This is a genomic window from Lysinibacillus fusiformis (assembly GCF_003049525.1).
In the GTDB taxonomy this organism is placed as follows: Bacteria; Bacillota; Bacilli; order Bacillales_A; family Planococcaceae; genus Lysinibacillus; species Lysinibacillus fusiformis.
On record NZ_PYWL01000001.1, the window covers coordinates 978,678 to 995,561 of the forward strand.

15 protein-coding genes and 1 riboswitch are annotated in these 16,884 nt (G+C 37.4%); of the genes, 8 read left to right on the top strand and 7 right to left on the bottom strand.

Going from position 1 to position 16,884, the window contains the following annotated elements; all coding sequences use genetic code 11:
• Window positions 1–248 precede the first annotated feature (248 nt).
• On the bottom strand, window positions 249–635 hold the full coding sequence (locus C9J29_RS04700) for a hypothetical protein (RefSeq protein WP_008176214.1): 387 nt from the start codon (window positions 633–635) through the stop codon (window positions 249–251).
• Between the two features lie 330 nt (window positions 636–965).
• Entirely contained in the window at window positions 966–2,270 is a 1,305-nt protein-coding gene (locus tag C9J29_RS04705) for an O-acetylhomoserine aminocarboxypropyltransferase/cysteine synthase family protein (protein ID WP_089985945.1), read from the bottom strand.
• 116 nt (window positions 2,271–2,386) lie between these two features.
• A riboswitch (SAM riboswitch) is annotated at window positions 2,387–2,500 on the bottom strand.
• 154 nt (window positions 2,501–2,654) lie between these two features.
• Between C9J29_RS04705 and C9J29_RS04710 the strand changes: the two genes are divergently transcribed.
• Both C9J29_RS04710 and C9J29_RS04715 read left to right on the top strand, forming a co-directional pair.
• The gene (locus tag C9J29_RS04710) at window positions 2,655–3,287 is read left to right on the top strand and encodes a glycerol-3-phosphate acyltransferase (RefSeq protein WP_008176218.1); all 633 of its coding nucleotides are present in this window, start codon (window positions 2,655–2,657) and stop codon (window positions 3,285–3,287) included.
• Window positions 3,288–3,488: 201 nt separating this feature from the next.
• A complete protein-coding gene (locus C9J29_RS04715; protein ID WP_107921722.1) occupies window positions 3,489–4,970 on the top strand; it encodes a DASS family sodium-coupled anion symporter in 1,482 nt (493 codons plus the stop codon).
• Between the two features lie 80 nt (window positions 4,971–5,050).
• Here C9J29_RS04715 and C9J29_RS04720 read toward each other — a convergent pair whose 3' ends face one another.
• The gene (locus C9J29_RS04720; protein WP_107921723.1) at window positions 5,051–6,571 is read right to left on the bottom strand and encodes a succinate CoA transferase; all 1,521 of its coding nucleotides are present in this window, start codon (window positions 6,569–6,571) and stop codon (window positions 5,051–5,053) included.
• Between the two features lie 366 nt (window positions 6,572–6,937).
• Here C9J29_RS04720 and chrR point away from each other — a divergent pair, with 366 nt between their 5' ends.
• Both chrR and C9J29_RS04730 read left to right on the top strand, forming a co-directional pair.
• A complete protein-coding gene (gene chrR / locus C9J29_RS04725) occupies window positions 6,938–7,669 on the top strand; it encodes a class II chromate reductase ChrR (protein WP_008176223.1) in 732 nt (243 codons plus the stop codon).
• 211 nt (window positions 7,670–7,880) lie between these two features.
• Window positions 7,881–8,306 (top strand): hypothetical protein, encoded by a 426-nt coding sequence (locus C9J29_RS04730; RefSeq protein ID WP_008176226.1) that lies wholly within the window; start codon window positions 7,881–7,883, stop codon window positions 8,304–8,306.
• Between the two features lie 44 nt (window positions 8,307–8,350).
• Here C9J29_RS04730 and C9J29_RS04735 read toward each other — a convergent pair whose 3' ends face one another.
• The gene (locus C9J29_RS04735) at window positions 8,351–10,030 is read right to left on the bottom strand and encodes a tripartite tricarboxylate transporter TctB family protein (RefSeq protein WP_043990097.1); all 1,680 of its coding nucleotides are present in this window, start codon (window positions 10,028–10,030) and stop codon (window positions 8,351–8,353) included.
• 362 nt (window positions 10,031–10,392) lie between these two features.
• Between C9J29_RS04735 and C9J29_RS04740 the strand changes: the two genes are divergently transcribed.
• The 3 genes from C9J29_RS04740 (at window position 10,393) to C9J29_RS04750 (ending at window position 13,414) form a co-directional block, all read left to right on the top strand.
• Window positions 10,393–11,043 (top strand): lysoplasmalogenase, encoded by a 651-nt coding sequence (locus tag C9J29_RS04740; RefSeq protein ID WP_089985943.1) that lies wholly within the window; start codon window positions 10,393–10,395, stop codon window positions 11,041–11,043.
• Window positions 11,044–11,072: 29 nt separating this feature from the next.
• On the top strand, window positions 11,073–12,302 hold the full coding sequence (gene pepT / locus C9J29_RS04745) for a peptidase T (protein WP_008176232.1): 1,230 nt from the start codon (window positions 11,073–11,075) through the stop codon (window positions 12,300–12,302).
• A gap of 149 nt (window positions 12,303–12,451) precedes the next feature.
• Window positions 12,452–13,414, top strand: coding sequence for a DMT family transporter (locus C9J29_RS04750; RefSeq protein ID WP_090002426.1), 963 nt, complete (start codon window positions 12,452–12,454; stop codon window positions 13,412–13,414).
• A gap of 292 nt (window positions 13,415–13,706) precedes the next feature.
• Here the strand turns inward: C9J29_RS04750 and C9J29_RS04755 are convergent, their stop codons facing one another.
• Window positions 13,707–14,138 carry a DUF4395 domain-containing protein gene (locus C9J29_RS04755; RefSeq protein WP_090002424.1) on the bottom strand — a complete coding sequence of 144 codons (432 nt, stop codon included), beginning with the start codon at window positions 14,136–14,138 and terminating at the stop codon, window positions 13,707–13,709.
• Window positions 14,139–14,256: 118 nt separating this feature from the next.
• Between C9J29_RS04755 and C9J29_RS04760 the strand changes: the two genes are divergently transcribed.
• Window positions 14,257–14,967 carry a hypothetical protein gene (locus C9J29_RS04760; protein WP_008176238.1) on the top strand — a complete coding sequence of 237 codons (711 nt, stop codon included), beginning with the start codon at window positions 14,257–14,259 and terminating at the stop codon, window positions 14,965–14,967.
• A gap of 60 nt (window positions 14,968–15,027) precedes the next feature.
• Here the strand turns inward: C9J29_RS04760 and C9J29_RS04765 are convergent, their stop codons facing one another.
• Both C9J29_RS04765 and C9J29_RS04770 read right to left on the bottom strand, forming a co-directional pair.
• Window positions 15,028–15,708 (bottom strand): hypothetical protein, encoded by a 681-nt coding sequence (locus C9J29_RS04765; RefSeq protein ID WP_008176239.1) that lies wholly within the window; start codon window positions 15,706–15,708, stop codon window positions 15,028–15,030.
• An 11-nt stretch (window positions 15,709–15,719) separates the two neighbouring features.
• Entirely contained in the window at window positions 15,720–16,832 is a 1,113-nt protein-coding gene (locus C9J29_RS04770) for a mandelate racemase/muconate lactonizing enzyme family protein (RefSeq protein WP_090002420.1), read from the bottom strand.
• Window positions 16,833–16,884: the final 52 nt, after the last annotated feature.

Sequence of the window (16,884 nt, forward strand, 5' to 3'; positions counted from 1 at the left end):
TCTAGGAAGGACATTTGTTTTCCCTAGACGTGCAAAAGAAATCGGTTTCATTCCTTTTACTATACGTTTTTTTAGTTTATCCATAAAATTCGAACAAATATTGACTCTTTACTCTCAAATAATGATGTCTTTCTTCTATTATATATGTATGTTCAGACACCCATAAACCAGCTAAATAATTAAACTACTATAAAAAAGGCTCATTCCCTGTAGCAGCAGAGAATGAGCCTAAATATATGAGGGATTATTTAGCTCGCTTTTGAAAGCAATTGAAAACGATATTGTGTTAAAGCTTGTTGAACAATACTAATTTCTTCTTCTGTAAAATTTGGTATTGCATACGTACGTTCTACTAATTGAAATGTACCGTATTTCAAATAAAATTCTGTTGCTGGAAGCTGGATGTGGCTCACACCATACTTCTCATATGTCTCATAAACTTCCTTAATCGTATAGCCAATATCATCTGCGCAAACCTGTTCCTGATATGCTGAATGACCAAAAATTTGCTGCCATTTATGTTCCACTAATGTAAGGATGTGTTGAATGGATTGATTGTTAACAAATACATGACCTTCATTTAGTTCATAAATTAGATAAGATGCAATGTTTTGCGCACTATAGAGATTACCCATTTTAAACACTCCTTTATCATCAGTTTTTTTGAAGAGTAGCCACTGGCTATGTAACTACTCTCCTATCTATTCAAAAGTGGGGGGAGCACTTATGAAAACATTTACCTTTTCAACGAGGTTTTTCCGAACACTTAACTTAATTCCAAGTATATAACAAGGTTTTAACAAAGTCAATAATACATATAAAATTACTCGGTATTATTTTTTAAAAGGTTCTGATAATTACCGGATGAGGTAATTGGTTAATGTAGCAACGTTTGACGTATACCAAATGAGGCTATTCGAATGAGAAAATACGTAAACGCTACAACACTCGCCTGTCATTCTATATTACGCTTCTACTGTTTGTTCAGTTGTTGCTGTTGCCTGAGTAATAGCCTGCTCTAAATCTGCAATGATGTCCTCCACTGCCTCTAAACCGATTGATAAGCGAATGAGCGATTCGGTTACGCCAGCTTGAATTAGTTCATCTGCTGATAATTGTTGGTGTGTAGTAGATGCTGGATGGATAATTAGCGACTTAGCATCCCCTACATTTGCCACATGTGAAAACAGCTTTACATGATCAATAAGCTTTCGTCCTGCTTCACGTCCACCTTTAATGCCAAATGTAAGCACTGAGCCGAAGCCATTTTTTAAATACTTTTTCGCCAACTCATGTGTTGGAAAATCTTCCAGGCCATTATAATTTACATACTCCACAGATGGGTGGTTACGTAAATATTCAGCCACAGCTAAAGCATTTTCATTGTGTTTAGGGATACGCAAATGAAGCGTCTCTAAACCTTGTAATAGATTGAAAGCTGCATCTGCACTTAACGTTGGTCCAAAATCACGTAACAGCTGTACACGCAGCTTTGTAGCAAATGCTGCAGAAGCTGTATCTATTCCATAGCGTAAACCATGGTAAGAAGCATCCGGCTCTGTAAAGCCTGGGAATCGCCCACTAGTCCAATCAAACTTACCAGCGTCTACAACAACACCGCCTAGAGTTGTCCCATGGCCACCTATCCATTTAGTTGCTGAGTGAACTACCACATCTGCACCGTAGTCAATTGGTGTAGAACCATAAGGAGAAGCAAATGTACTATCGATAATTAATGGTAAGCTGTTGTCATGTGCAATCTTAGCTACAGCTTCAATATCTAAAACCTTTAAGCTTGGATTACCGTAAACTTCTGCGAAGACAGCTTTTGTTTTATCAGTAATGGCAGCCTTAAAATTCTCTGGGTTTGTTTCATCTACAAAAATCGTTTTAATACCATAGTTTGGTAATGTATTAGCGAATAAATTATACGTACCACCATATAAAGAACTGGCTGCTACAATTTCATCTCCTGCTCCAGCTAGATTTAATATAGAAAATGCAATAGCTGCTGCACCAGATGAAAGTGCTACTGCTGCCGTCCCACCTTCTAATAAAGCCACACGCTTTTCAAAAACATCCACTGTCGGATTCGTAATTCGCGTGTAAATGTTTCCCGCTTCCTCTAAGGCAAAAAGACGTTGCGCATGAGCAGTGTCTTTAAAAACGAAAGCAGTTGAACGGTAAACAGGAACTGTTCTAGAACCCGTCACTGGGTCTGGTTCTTGACCGCCATGTAACAGCAGTGTTTCTGGTTTAAAATTTGTCATTGTGTACCTCCATTTGGTTATTTTTTTACGATGGTACCGGAGATGAGGAGGATTTTTCTGTAGAAAACAAAAACCCTCTTCAGCTAAGAAGAGGGTTGCGGTTGCAAGTTTTCCTCCCCTTATCTGCCAGATCCAAGTAAGAATCTGTAGGAATTAGCACCTTAGTAAGTTCATCACCTACTGGTTGCCGGGCATCATAGGGCCTATCCCTCCGCCGCTCTTGATAAGAGTATGAGATTCAATTTCCATCGTTGTTACAAAGTATAAGCATAGAGTTTTTTTCTGTCAACATCTAAATTTTATTTTTTCCGAAACTTCTGTCTGCTCTTTTACGTAGTAAGAACGCATACACTATTTTAAAAAAAATTTGAAAGGAGTATTTTTATGGTAAAAGCCGTGATCTGTTTTCTAGTTGTTGGCTATTTGATTGGCTGTATTCACGGCTCTAAAGTGGCACAATTTTTATCCGGGGTTGATTTAAAAAAAGCTGGCCATGGCAATGCTGGTGCCTCTAATGCTACGCTTTCACTCGGCTGGAAATATGGCGTTTTAGTAGCTCTTATCGATATTGGCAAAGGCGTCGTAGCCATCGTCGGTGCACATTTTTATTTAACAGATGCAACACATTTAACAGCAGAACAAACATGGCTCCTCACCTATTTGATAGCTGCAGGGGTTATTTTGGGGCATAATTTCCCTTTTTATATGGGCTTCAATGGTGGAAAAGGGACTGCCTCTATCATTGGAATTTTACTTGCGGTTGATTGGAAGATTGGTTTATTTGCACTTATTCTATTTATTATTTTATCTTTTGCAACGAACTATTTAATTGTTGGGGTATTAGAATTTTACCTCGTTTTTTGTACCGCTACTTATTTATGGATTCCTGGGCTTGGCCCGACCATTATTGCCATTTTACTTTTTGCTATTGCTATTATTTTGCACATTGAAAATATTCAACGTTTAATCAATGGAACCGAGCCTAAAGTTACTTCTGCCTTCAAGAAAAAGAAATAATATTTTTTAGGAGATATTTGTATTTTTTATGACCATAAATTATCTCTTTAATTACTATTAAAGCTGTAAAATAGACATATTTCGCTTCTTTTCATTCTATACAATAAATGGACGAATTCTTATCTTAAAAAAACATTATACTGACCGATGTTATGGATAATAACCGTCATTTTTACGTAGACGTAGAAGGGATGAGAAAATATGTCTTCACCTAAACAAACAACAACGAAGCGTAATTTAAAGCCTTTATGGATTGGGTTGGCTTTTGCTTTATTAATTATCATTATTTTTTTACCTAATAACGGTGAGCTACCTGTAGCTGGACAGCGCGCTTTAGCCATTTTAGCTTTCGCGGTTATCCTGTGGGTAACAGAGGCCGTTTCATATCCTGTTAGCTCTGCAATGATTATTGCACTCGTCACTGTTTTACTAGGACTTGCACCATCCATGGATGATCCAACAACACAACTAGGTACTGCTAGCGCCTTAAAACTATCATTAAGTGGTTTTAGTAACTCTGCCGTGGCCCTAGTAGCAGCGGCTCTTTTTCTAGCAGCAGCCATGCAAATTACCAATTTGCATAAACGACTTGCTCTTTGGATTCTTTCACTTGTAGGAACAAAAACAAAAGCCATTGTTTTCGGTGCAATATTAGTTTCAATTGCCCTTGCATTTTTTGTTCCTTCAGCTACTGCACGTGCTGGCGCAGTAGTCCCTATTCTTCTTGGAATGGTCGCAGCATTCGGTTTACCACGTGATAGTCGACTTGCTGCTTTACTCGTTATTACTTCTGTACAAGCCGTCTCCATTTGGAATATCGGTATTAAAACTGCGGCAGCGCAAAATATGGTTGCTTTGAATTTCATCCAAGAGCAATTTAATGTGAATATTTCATGGGGTGCTTGGTTACTTTATGCTGCCCCATTCTCGATTATTATGTCAGTAGCCTTATTTTTCATTATGATTACGCTTATTAAGCCTGAGACGAGCAATATTGATGGTGGTAAAGAAGTCATCAAGAAACAATTGGCTGAGCTTGGGCCGTTAAAAGCACCTGAGATTCGGTTGATCGTTACATCATTAGTTTTACTATTTTTCTGGGCAACGGAAGGCAAGCTCCATCCATTTGATACAACAACGGTTACAATTATCGCCATTGCTGTACTACTAATGCCTAAAATCGGCGTTTATTCATGGAAGGAAGTTGAACCTCATATCCCTTGGGGAACAATCATTGTCTTTGCAGTAGGTATTATGCTCGGAACTATTTTGCTGAATACAAAAGGTGCATCATGGTTATCAGATAAAGTTTTTGGTTCACTCGGTCTAGATACTATGCCAATTCTTGCTACGATTGCTATCGTAACATTATTTAATATTCTTATTCATTTAGGTTTTGCTAGTGCAACAAGCTTAGCCTCTGCACTTATACCAGTGTTTATCGTGTTAACTTCCACATTAACAGCTAATGTTGATCAGGTTGGTTTTGTTATTGTACAACAATTTGTTATTAGCTTTGGTTTCCTATTACCAATTAGTGCACCACAAAATATGCTTGCCTATGGTACAGGAGCGTTTACAACAAAGGATTTCCTGAAATCAGGTATCCCACTAACGATTCTCGGCTTCCTCCTAATTTTGCTGTTCTCTGCAACTTATTGGAAATGGATTGGCCTACTTTAAACTCTAATCGTCTTAGATAAACTTATACAACAAAAGGCCTTGAGGGAGCAGCTGTCCTTCAAGGCCTTTTTATTAGAATTTTATTTTGATAAAGCTGGGTCTTTCATTGTCCCACTTTTTGCGTAATTGACATGCCATGACAGCGCTTTTTCAAGATCATGTGGCGTATGATGTCCACCAGTTGCCTCATTAGCGTCGTTAAAATATTGCCATAGCTGCTCACGATAGTCAGGGTGAGCACAATGATCAATAATTAGACCTACACGTTCTTTCGGAGCAAGCCCGCGTAAATCAGCCACTCCCTGCTCTGTTACGATAACATCAACATCATGCTCTGTATGATCCACATGCGATACCATTGGGACAATGCTCGAAATATTCCCACCCTTAGCATAGGATTTAGTCACAAAAATACCTAAGCGCGCATTGCGGGCGAAGTCACCCGATCCCCCGATACCATTCATCATTTTAGTGCCAGAAACATGTGTAGAATTAACATTTCCGTAAATATCAACTTCTAATGCCGTATTTACTGAAATCAAGCCGAGTCGACGAATAATTTCTGGTTGGTTAGAAATTTCTTGTGGACGCAGTACTAATTTATCCGCATACTTGTCAAAATTCCCATAAACACGGTTTCCTACTTGTTCAGAGAGGGTAATGGAAGTAGCAGAAGCAAAATTCACTTTTCCTGCATCGATTAATTCAAATACTGCATCTTGAAGTACTTCTGAGAATACTTCTAGGTTCTCAAACTCAGAATCTTTAAAACCAAGTAACACTGCGTTCGCCACTGATCCAACCCCAGATTGAATTGGACGCAAGCTTGTTGTTAAACGTCCAACTTTAATCTCTTCTCGTAGGAAGTTTAACAGATGATTAGCCATAATATCCGTTTCCTCATCAGCAGGAACGATCGTTGATGGCGCATCTAAAATATCAGAAACTACGATACCTTTTACTTTATCTAAATCTAACGGAATACCAATTGTACCGAGACGATCAGACACATTTTGCAAAGGGATTGGGTCCCGTTTCCCCTGTTGTGCAGGAACGAAAATATCATGAACACCTTCTAATGCATCAAGTTGTGCTACGTTTAATTCAATGATGATTTGATCTGCCTCTTGCACAAAAATCGGAGAGTTACCAACTGAAGTTGTAGGAATTAATAAGCCATCTTCTGTAATAGCAGCCGCTTCAATAATTGCAAAATCAATAGGTCCTATAATGCCTTGGCGAACCAACTCCGCATTATGAGATAAATGTGCATCTACAAATGTGATATCACCACTATTAATTTTATTGCGAATACCAGCATCTGCCTGGAAAGGTCCTCGCTTGCGAATAACGCCAGCCTCCGCTAGGTATTGGTCTACCTCAGGGCCTAGAGATGCTCCTGTATATATATCTACCTGGAAGCTCTCTTTTTTAGCTTTCTCTACAAGAGCAAGAGGTACAACTTTTACATCTCCAGCACGAGTGAAACCACTCATCCCTAATACCATGCCATCCTTAATCCAAGATGCTGCTTTTTCTGCTGTTACAACCTTGCCTCGTAATTGCTCATGACGAAGCTTTTTCGCTAACTTTTCTTCCATTCCTTATTCCTCCATCCCACTTTATTTTTGTTCAACTAGTATTTGGTTCCATTATCTCTGTCATCAAAATTACCTCTGCTTCAAACAAATAGGCAGGAGGCTTTATCCTTAATTAAAAGAGCTAACCCCACTCCTCTTCTGCATAAGAATAATCTAATTTTTGGTAGCACAACCAAATAAAAAGCCGATTATATAATTTTATACTATTTAGAATATTTAATCTATATCAAATGAAATATTTAACTTTCCGAGATAATTTCTACATTTCCAAACTATTTAAATATAATTATCTACCCCTCTTTAATCGATTTTGATTGGAAAGCGTGCTATGCTCTTGATATATAAGTGACAAAGGAGAGTAGACAAATGGTTAAAGAATTATTACGAAACCATTCTTCAGTAAGAATCTATGATGGAAACCCGATTTCAAAAGAAATTATTGAAGAATTAATCGCAACAGCCCAAATGGCTGCCACGTCACATTTTGTGCAAGCCTATAGTGTTATATGGGTAACAGATGCAGACAAAAAAGAGAAATTAGGATTACTCTCTGGGAATCCCCGTCAGTATGAAACTTCTGGTGGAGCCTTTGTTTTTTGCGTTGATTTCAAACGCCTACAAATGGCAGGTAAGTTAGAGGGAGTAGATATCGTGGCAGATTCAGCCGAAAATGTCCTTGTTGGAGTTGCTGATGTATCATTGTTTGCACAAAACTTTGTTATTGCAGCAGAATCAATGGGATATGGCATTTGCTATATTGGAGGAGTGCGCAATAACCCTTCAGAAATAAGCGATTTATTTAATTTACCTGATCACGTTTTCCCGTTGTTCGGTCTAACAATTGGTGTACCTGTTCGTCGTAATGAGGTAAAACCACGTTTGCCTGTGTCTGCCGTATTACATGAAAATGAATACAATGCCGAGAAGTATGATGAACTTTTACCAGCATATAATGAGACAATGGAAGCCTATTATAATAGTCGATCATCTAACAGAAAAATCGATAATTGGACAAAGCAAATGGCTGATTTTTTAATTGAGCAACGTCGTCCTCATATAAAAGATTTTTTAGCTACGAAAGGATTTAACTGGAAATAAACAACTTTTTTCTAAAATGGGGTTACTATCGAATGATAATAACCCCATTTTTTTCATAATATCGATACTAATTTGTATAAACTCTAGTCATTATGTCTCGATATATCTATTAAGTACAATAATAAATTAAACGAAAAGACTCTTCCATTTTCAAACAATTCCATTCATATTAATAAATGATTACTTATTTACGAAGGGAGTTATACAAGCAATGTCCTATATCAATAAACATCTTGCTCGTACCTTAGAACAACAACATAAGAGAAGTGTAAGAGGTTTATTTTTAAAAATTGAAGAACTAAATGCTGCTTGCACTCAACTAAGAAAACGACTTGAGCCTGAAACAGATATAGCCGTTTATAAATATGCGATAGATTATGTCAATCAATTTGTTGCCCATACCTCTATCCTCAATTTAAAATTTATTACTAATACTCAAAATTTAGAAGTGTTAGTATTACACGCTCTTCTACTATCCTTTATTTTAGAAAATGAGGACAACCAGTCTTTTGCCTACGAGGAAAAATTGCTAAAAGGATACTTACAAGACACTTTCACATTAAATGATCATGCAAAAACACTCTTTATAAACCATAGAGAAAAAATGCTCAGCTTTATTGAAAACGAAGGAACATAAAAAAGACGCTCTTGATATAACGAACAAGATCGTCTTTTACTTTTTTATTGTAAGCCTTTAATAATTAAAGAACGGACTGGCAGGAATTGCTCCCCTGTGTCACCATATTTGATAATAACCTCGTCACCTTCTTGTAAATAAATAGCTAAAGGTTCTGTTTCGGCACTTACTAAGTAATTTTCACCATTGCTTAATAAGAAAGAAATCGTCGTAAAATCACCAAGTCGTTCCTTGTAAACTCGGACAACTTTTCCGCTAGCCTGTTTCTCTTCTGCATTTGAACTACCATCTACCGTATTTCCTCCTCGACTTAAAGCAGTTTTATACAGCTTCAGTGCTTCTCTTGGAGTGGTAGCGTAAACAGAAATTTCAGGATTGGCTGCTGAAACAATGAAATAGTTTTGTAAAAATCCATTTGAATCAAGCACCGCTGTCAGCCAGCTAGCTTCTCCATAAAAATTATATAATACAGGCATTTCACCAGCCCATTTTTTCTCAATAAATTTCTTTTCGATAATTTGCAAATTCCCCTGTGAGTCCATATAGCTTGAATCTAGATTACCTGTGTAATAGGTTGCTTCGCCTGTTCTTGCATTCGTTAAGGAATAACCTAACATGGAATCTACGCCTTCTTTAGGACTTGTAAAATCGGTAAAGTAATACATATCGCCTTTTTCATCAAAAATAGGACTGACATTCGATTCTGTACCTTCGTCCGAAGGGATTTTCACATCTTTCTTACCAAACATACTGTTCCAAAAACCATGAACATAATTACCGAAATAACTGTTCTGTAAGCTTACAGTCTCAGGTGAAACTGCACCATCAATAAATTCAGGTATAGCATCAAGCTTAACTACTTCTGACTTCCCTGTAAGTGCATCGACCAAGACAATACCTTTTACATCAAAGCCATTACGCCCAGAAATAAATTCACCATATGAGCGAATGTAATAAGGCTTCCCTTCATCATCTACTTCAAGTTGTACATCTCCGTAGAATATAAGGAATGGATGTTGTAAACGAATATGACGTTCTAAATTGGTATTTAAATAGGCTGAAGGAACATATTTCATTTCCTCTTTTACAAATTTAGGATTATCTGCTGAATCTGTAGCACTCATAATAAAGTAACCAGGTGTCGTATCACCATTCATCCATTTAAAGAATCCCGAAAATTCAACTGGTGCGATATAAACATATTCACCTTTTACTTTTTGAATTTGTAAACGACCTAATTCATAATAGCTTGTATTCGGTACTTGCCCGAATGCCTTTTTCATTTTATTACGAGCAAATTTTGGTGGAACACTTGCAGGTGTCTGTGTCTCATCAAACGGCTTTAGCTCCACTTCTTCCTTCATTTCTGAAGACTTAAATTTCTCATTCGCATTCCATAATGGTGCTGATAGAACATAGACTGCAACACCTAGGCTCGCTAAAAATAAAACACCTTTTATTTTTCGTTCAATGCCACTTGCAAGCATTGCACCAATTAACGTTAATAAAATAATAGCTGGCCAGAAAACAAGCCAATTGACGTCAATTTTTGTTACATACAAAGTGATTCCTGTTGCTAAAAACCCTAGCACAAAGACACCAATAAAAAAGTATCCAATCACCTTTCTAGATTTTCCATCTTCTCGCTTCTTAGTAATAAGCGGTGTTACTAACACACTCGCGATTAATGCAATGACTGCAGAAGCTATTAGTAGCTTAGTCATTTGGTTCATCCTCTCTTAAAGCTTTCTGTCTTCTTATTTACGGTTACATACTAAAAAAGTTTCATACATAAGGTATATTAAATTACATGTAGGCGTCTTTATGTCCAGGTATTTTTAAAGTCTATAACATCTGATGGTGATTTTCGCCATCAAAATGTTGGACCACCGGAATATCCAAAGGACGTATTGTTTTGCATATCCTTTATTTCAATATCGTTTAGATTCACTCTCCCTGGCGACTCGTTACTTAAAGAGGTGAGTCCCCGCTCTTCACTATCAGATAAAAAATGTTGGCTGCATAGATAAATAAAGGAATTCTATCATAAAGAAAGAATTTCATAATAGAAAAGGAGCTGAAAATAGTGTTTAAAAAAATATTAATTGCTTTCATTATTTTATTTGGGTTGTATTACATTTTTCTTTTTTCTCATATTCCAGAAAGCTTACAACTAATCTTTAAGGTCATCCCGATGTTGTTGATGATTATTTTAGCGGCCATTCAGAAACCCGTACATAAAAAAAAATATCAACTATTGATTATTATAGGTCTAGTATTTTGTATGATTGGCGACTATACATTGCAATGGTTTTTAATTGGGCTAACTAGTTTTCTAATCGGCCATATCTTTTATATTTTTGCCTTCTCATCTGCAAACGAGGAACCAGTACCAATATGGGCAAAAATAATCTTATTACTGTACGGAGCAGGAATGGCCATTTGGATTGCAGGATCCGTTTTCAAAACTGGTGAAACGATTTTAGCTATTGCAGTGATCGCCTATATTGCAGTCATTTTAACGATGGGATGGACAGCAATTAAAACTGGCTCTAAATTCGCAACAATAGGTGCTTTGTTATTTATCGCCTCAGATTCCTATTTATCTATTAATAAATTTGTAATGCCATTAGCTTTTTCACATGAAGTCATTATGCTGACTTATTATAGTGCCCAATTACTCATAGCTTTAAGTATTCTTCAATATTCCGAAATCCGAAGTAAAGTGTTACAATAATTACACATACACATTAGGGGGCCATACTTATGAAAGAACAAGTAATTGAGCGATTAATACGTTATGCAAAAATTGATACACAATCAGATTTCACAAGCGAAACTACTCCTTCTACACCAAAACAATTTGATCTGTTACATGTTTTGAAAGATGAACTTGCTACTGTAGGCTTAACAGACATTACATTAGATGAAAATGGCTATTTATTTGCGACACTAGAAGCAAATACAGACAAAGATATTCCAACTATCGGCTTTTTAGCACATGTGGACACAACTACGGATTTTACGGGAACAAATGTTAACCCGCAGCGCTTAGATAATTATGAAGGTGGAGATATTCAGCTAAACAAAAACTTAGTGATGTCACCAACTGATTTCCCTGAGCTTCAAAATTACATTGGTCAAACACTTATTACGACAGATGGTACGACATTGTTAGGAGCAGATGATAAGGCTGGTATTGCTGAAATTATAACAGCTATGGAATACCTTATCCAAAACCCAAGTATTAAGCATGGTAAATTACGCGTGGCGTTTACACCTGATGAGGAAATCGGCCGTGGCCCACATAAATTTGATGTGGCTGCATTTGGAGCAGACTATGCCTATACAATGGATGGCGGACCATTAGGTGAGCTACAATACGAAAGCTTCAATGCTGCTGGCGTAAAGGTAGTCACAAAAGGAACAAGCGTCCATCCTGGATCTGCAAAAAATAAAATGGTCAATGCCATTACAATGGCTATTGCCTTCCAAAATGAAATGCCTACAGAGGCGGTTCCTGAAAAGACTGAAGGTTATGAAGGTTTCATTCATTTAATGGGCTTTAAAGGGGCTATCGAGCATGCAGAGCTATCGTATATCGTTCGTGACCATGATCGTCAAAAATTCGAAGAGAAAAAACAGTTAATGCAAGATGCTGCAGCCAAAATTCAAGCGCAATTTGGTGAGAATGCTTTAAGCATTACTATCGAGGATCAATACTATAATATGGGCGAAAAAATCGAACCTGTAAAAGAAATTGTGGACATCGCTCGTGAGGCTATGGAAAAATTAGATATTACACCAATTACCCTACCTATACGCGGTGGTACTGACGGCTCACAATTATCTTATATGGGCTTACCAACACCAAATATTTTTGCTGGCGGCGAAAATATGCATGGTAAATTTGAATATGTATCTGCTGAAACAATGGAAAAGGCAACACAAGTCATCATTGAAATCGTTCAGCTATTTGAACAACGTGCAGAATAGTTTATCTTGTGCCCAAGTAGTTCTTTAAGGGACTTGAAATATAACGGAGAAAGGTTAGTTCCTTTCTTCGTCATTTTTTCTATATTAATTACTGAATATTCTAATTACATAAAGAATTTGAGTGATGAACTCAAATCGAGGTGATCATAATGAAAGAAATTGCTATAGGCATAGTAGCTTCCCTTTTTTTTGCTGTAACATTTATTTTAAATCATGCCATGGAAATGCAAGGTGGTAGCTGGCTATGGAGCGCGTCATTACGCTATTTCTTCATGCTACCTTTTTTACTTATCATTGTGTTTTATCGCAGAGGCTTTTCACAATTATCTAATGAGATAAAAGCACAGCCTACAGTTTGGCTTCTTTGGAGCTTTGTAGGATTTGTCTTATTCTATGCACCGTTAACCTATGCCGCTGCATTTGGCCCAGGCTGGTTAGTTTCTGGCACTTGGCAATTTACCATTGTTGCTGGCGTATTATTAGCTCCACTCTTTATGACAGTTATTGCTGGCAAAAAAGTGCGTCAAAAAATACCATTCATTTCCCTTCTAATCTCATGTGTCATTTTAGTAGGTATTTTACTAATCCAAATACCTCAGGCACAATCGGTTTCATTTAAAAGTTTAATGCTAGGGATTTTGCCTGTCATCGTCGCTGCATTTGCTTACCCTCTCGGCAATCGTAAAATGATGGACGTCTGTGGAGGGCGTATCGATACCTTCCAACGTGTTCTTGGTATGACAATCGCTTCGATGCCAGCATGGATTATCATGGCTATTTATGCCCTGTTCACAGTTGGCCTACCTTCAACAGGCCAGTTATTCCAATCATTACTTGTGGGTATTAGCTCAGGCGTCATAGCAACTATTTTATTTTTCATTGCAACAGATCGTGTAAAAGATCATCAGGGCAAACTAGCAGCGGTTGAAGCGACACAGTCAACAGAAATTCTTTTTGTCATTATTGGTGAGGTAATATTATTAGGTATTCCATTCCCTAACTCGATTGCCCTGGCAGGTCTAGGTGTCATTATTGTGGGAATGCTACTGCACAGTTACTACACAATGATTCTTGGGAGAAAAAGTACTGCCCAACAAACGCCGTCTTCCTAACAGCTCATTTGGAGGGCTGTTTTTTTCTTGGCAGTATGAAAATTGAAACGTCTGCCCCACAGATAAATTCAAAAAAAAGACGACTCCATTCTATAATAGAAAGAGTCGTCTGAGATTTTCACGTTCCCAAAAAATGAGGGGGGTTTTAGGAGCGTAATCATGAACTAGCAAACTTCTGGAGAAAAGTAGCTAAAGTTCATCCTCTCTACACTGTATTGTAGTGGAGGAATAATCTTTATACGATAATGATAATCATTATCAATTAAATTGTCAACAATAATCTAATAATTTTTTAAAAAGATTTTTTTAATGAACGGCGGTACTGCCATTGCTTCAATTGAAAATGTAAAAAGCAACCTATACAAAAACCTGCTATAGCAATGGAAGAAGCTATTGCTACCATTGCCGTAAAGATATGACCTACTACCTGCCAATTTAATAGATAACCTAACAAGCCACCCGTTAAACAAAAGCTAGCTATACTCGCATTAAATTTTGGTTGCTGTGCATCCTCTGGTATATAGGTAGATGGAGCTTTTTTGAGAAACAAACTCCCAAACCGAATAATGGGGTTATAGTTAAAGAAGACACCCAATAAATTCGCAACCAATGGAATGGCTAAAATCCATATAATTCCTGTAATCCATGTGGCGATCACACTTAATAGTATCGTCCATTGATTAAGTCGTACCAGTGGTCTAGGAATTGCATGAGGCAATGACACTTTAAAACCCACCTTTCTTATATGTTTAATGTATTTTACTATATGGCATTCCATTTGTGAAGCAAAAATGATTACTTTATAATTGAATTACGAAAGCTCTTAAGAAAAGGGGATCATCATGCCAGCTTTAACGATGGATCAAGTTCAACAATTAAACTCCTATAGTATTTATACAACGGAACCAAAGCGAACGTTATTTACTTTAGCTGATATACATAAAGACTTTTACCATCCTGATTTTTTAAATCTCATGATGGGTATCACGGACGCCGCTACGGAAACTGCCGCGATTTCTCACTTCGCGCGCCGCTATGGGATGTTTTTTGCTATGCAGCTTTATATGCTCGCCGCTTATGACGAGGTGTGGGATGGAAAGCCAATTGAATTACGCTTCGATGCTGCCAAGGAATTCAACAGCTTTACAGTCGCTATGTTTGTTAATCCTAATGATTGGCGCTATGTTGAGGAGAATGAACGTCAGGTGGTCATTGAAAAAATTCTATACGATGGTCATGTGATTGTTCAACAACTTCGAAAAGTAACTTCAATCTCCCCTCTTACTATATGGGAAAATTTCTTTGGCTATTTACTATGGCATTATCATATTTTACTATCGAACCCTGGCTTAGCCGATCAAGCTATGGACGATATAGAAATATTGGAGGACCCTAAAACATGGGCACGCTTCTCTAATAAATCTTGGTGGGCACAATATACAGGGGGTCTAAGTCCAACAAATTTAGTCAATGTCCCTGTCCGTAAATCGTGTTGTTTTTCGAAAGATATACCGGGATTAATGGCATGCGGATTTTGTCCAATGAAGAAATAATAGCAAGACAAAAAAAGCCTTAACTTCCACAAATACATGTGAAAGCTAAGGCTTTGTATGTTATTTTTCGTATACTACAAACCAATCATTATTTTCCGCATACATAGACGTACCAAGAAAGCCTTGCTTCAAAAGCTGCTGTTGTGCCGCTGTATCTTTCATGTTGATTACTTGTTTTTCTGTCAATAAAGGGAGCTCTTGACGTAAATCCTTAAAGAATATATAACGTAGTTTGTCTACATATTTAATTTTTAATCCTTTAATAACAAGGTCTTGAGCGAACTTATCCTTTAAGCTCGGAATATTAAATGGCTTGACTGTTGAACATACATAATCGTATTTTTCCACATCGATGTTACTCATCACTATTGTCGCTAATGTTTTTTGTAAGCCGTAGCCACGGTACTTTGGTGAAACATTAGAAATCTCCTGATATAAAACTCGATTAAATTCGCTCTCAGGAATTCCACAATCATACCCAAGATGTTCCTCATCAATAGGAGGATTTAATAGGGCACGGAAGGCAATCAATTTCTCACCTGCATAGGCGCCTATCATCATACCTTGTCCATTTAGAATAAATTCGAATTCCTCGGTGCTCAATGGCTGTAAGATGCTTTTATCAGCTAAAGCTTCATAAACCTCCACCTGCAAGTCTTCGATTTGTTGTAAATGTTGAATTGTTAACTCTGTGACAAAGTATGGAGTCTCTCCTAGCATACCTTCATATATTTTTTCCATGTTTCGCCTCCTTAGGCTGTGACAACAGTTGAAAACTTACACAATTCCTTCATAACAGCTTCGTCTACATCAATACCGAGACCCGGTTGTTCATTTAAACAGATAAAAGGAACATCATAATGAAGATTACCCACATCTTTTGAGAACTTCAATGGCCCTGTCAATTCAACACTTGTCATAATTTTTTTAGAAAATGCTACATGGAAACCTGCCGCAGAGCCAACAGAGGACTCTACCATGGAACCAACTTGACATTCAATACCAGCCATTTCTGCCATAACTGCTAGCTTCATTGCAGGATAGATGCCTCCACATTTCATTAATTTTATATTTACTTTATCTGCAGCACGCTTGGCGATGATTTCACGCATTTCACGTACTCCTCGAATCCCTTCATCAATCATTAGAGGTACATCAGATTTTGACTTAATCTCAACCATTCCATCGATATCTTCACTATCAACGGGTTGCTCTAACCAATCAATATTTAAATCCTTCATTGCACGTAAGCCCTGTAATGTAGTTGCAGCATTCTCCCACCCTTGGTTGACATCTACTCGGATGGCGATATCTTCACCTACTTGCTGTCTTACTGCTTTAATACGAGCAACATCACGGGTTACCTCTGTACCTACCTTCATTTTAAATGAACGATACCCCATCTCTACACGCTTCGCAGCCTCTTCAGCCATTGCCTCGGGCGTTCCAATACTTAACACATGTGTAATAGGGAATTTTTCATGATAACGCCCACCTAAAAGCTGATATACTGGAACTCCCAATGCTTTCCCAGCAATATCAAAGCAAGCAATATCAATAGCTGCCTTTGCTGCCGGAACATCTTTTACAATCTTATTCATTTTATCGTGCAATTTTTCAAAGGCCATGGGATCTTCACCAATAACAGCAGGTGCAAGATGATGTTGAAGCACAGCATATGTACTTTCCCATGTTTCACCCGTTACATGTTCATCAGGAACCGCTTCACCATAACCTACAATACCAGTATCAGTTGTTACTTTTAAAATAATAGAAGGCATTGTATCATATGTAGCATAACTAATGATAAATGGATCAATTAGCGGTAAATGTATAGCATAAATTTCTACTTGTTGGATTTTCATAATAATCAGTCTCCTTTGTCGTTATATACGTCGCTAATACGTCGCTAAATAT

Excerpts from the sequence above, each read along its gene's own strand:
- C9J29_RS04700 (WP_008176214.1), bottom strand. The coding sequence starts at position 635 with ATGGGTAATCTCTATAGTGCGCAAAACATTGCATCTTATCTAATTTAT.
- C9J29_RS04705 (WP_089985945.1), bottom strand. The coding sequence starts at position 2,270 with ATGACAAATTTTAAACCAGAAACACTGCTGTTACATGGCGGTCAAGAA.
- C9J29_RS04710 (WP_008176218.1), top strand. The coding sequence starts at position 2,655 with ATGGTAAAAGCCGTGATCTGTTTTCTAGTTGTTGGCTATTTGATTGGC.
- C9J29_RS04715 (WP_107921722.1), top strand. The coding sequence starts at position 3,489 with ATGTCTTCACCTAAACAAACAACAACGAAGCGTAATTTAAAGCCTTTA.
- C9J29_RS04720 (WP_107921723.1), bottom strand. The coding sequence starts at position 6,571 with ATGGAAGAAAAGTTAGCGAAAAAGCTTCGTCATGAGCAATTACGAGGC.
- chrR (WP_008176223.1), top strand. The coding sequence starts at position 6,938 with ATGGTTAAAGAATTATTACGAAACCATTCTTCAGTAAGAATCTATGAT.
- C9J29_RS04730 (WP_008176226.1), top strand. The coding sequence starts at position 7,881 with ATGTCCTATATCAATAAACATCTTGCTCGTACCTTAGAACAACAACAT.
- C9J29_RS04735 (WP_043990097.1), bottom strand. The coding sequence starts at position 10,030 with ATGACTAAGCTACTAATAGCTTCTGCAGTCATTGCATTAATCGCGAGT.
- pepT (WP_008176232.1), top strand. The coding sequence starts at position 11,073 with ATGAAAGAACAAGTAATTGAGCGATTAATACGTTATGCAAAAATTGAT.
- C9J29_RS04750 (WP_090002426.1), top strand. The coding sequence starts at position 12,452 with ATGAAAGAAATTGCTATAGGCATAGTAGCTTCCCTTTTTTTTGCTGTA.
- C9J29_RS04760 (WP_008176238.1), top strand. The coding sequence starts at position 14,257 with ATGCCAGCTTTAACGATGGATCAAGTTCAACAATTAAACTCCTATAGT.
- C9J29_RS04765 (WP_008176239.1), bottom strand. The coding sequence starts at position 15,708 with ATGGAAAAAATATATGAAGGTATGCTAGGAGAGACTCCATACTTTGTC.
- C9J29_RS04770 (WP_090002420.1), bottom strand. The coding sequence starts at position 16,832 with ATGAAAATCCAACAAGTAGAAATTTATGCTATACATTTACCGCTAATT.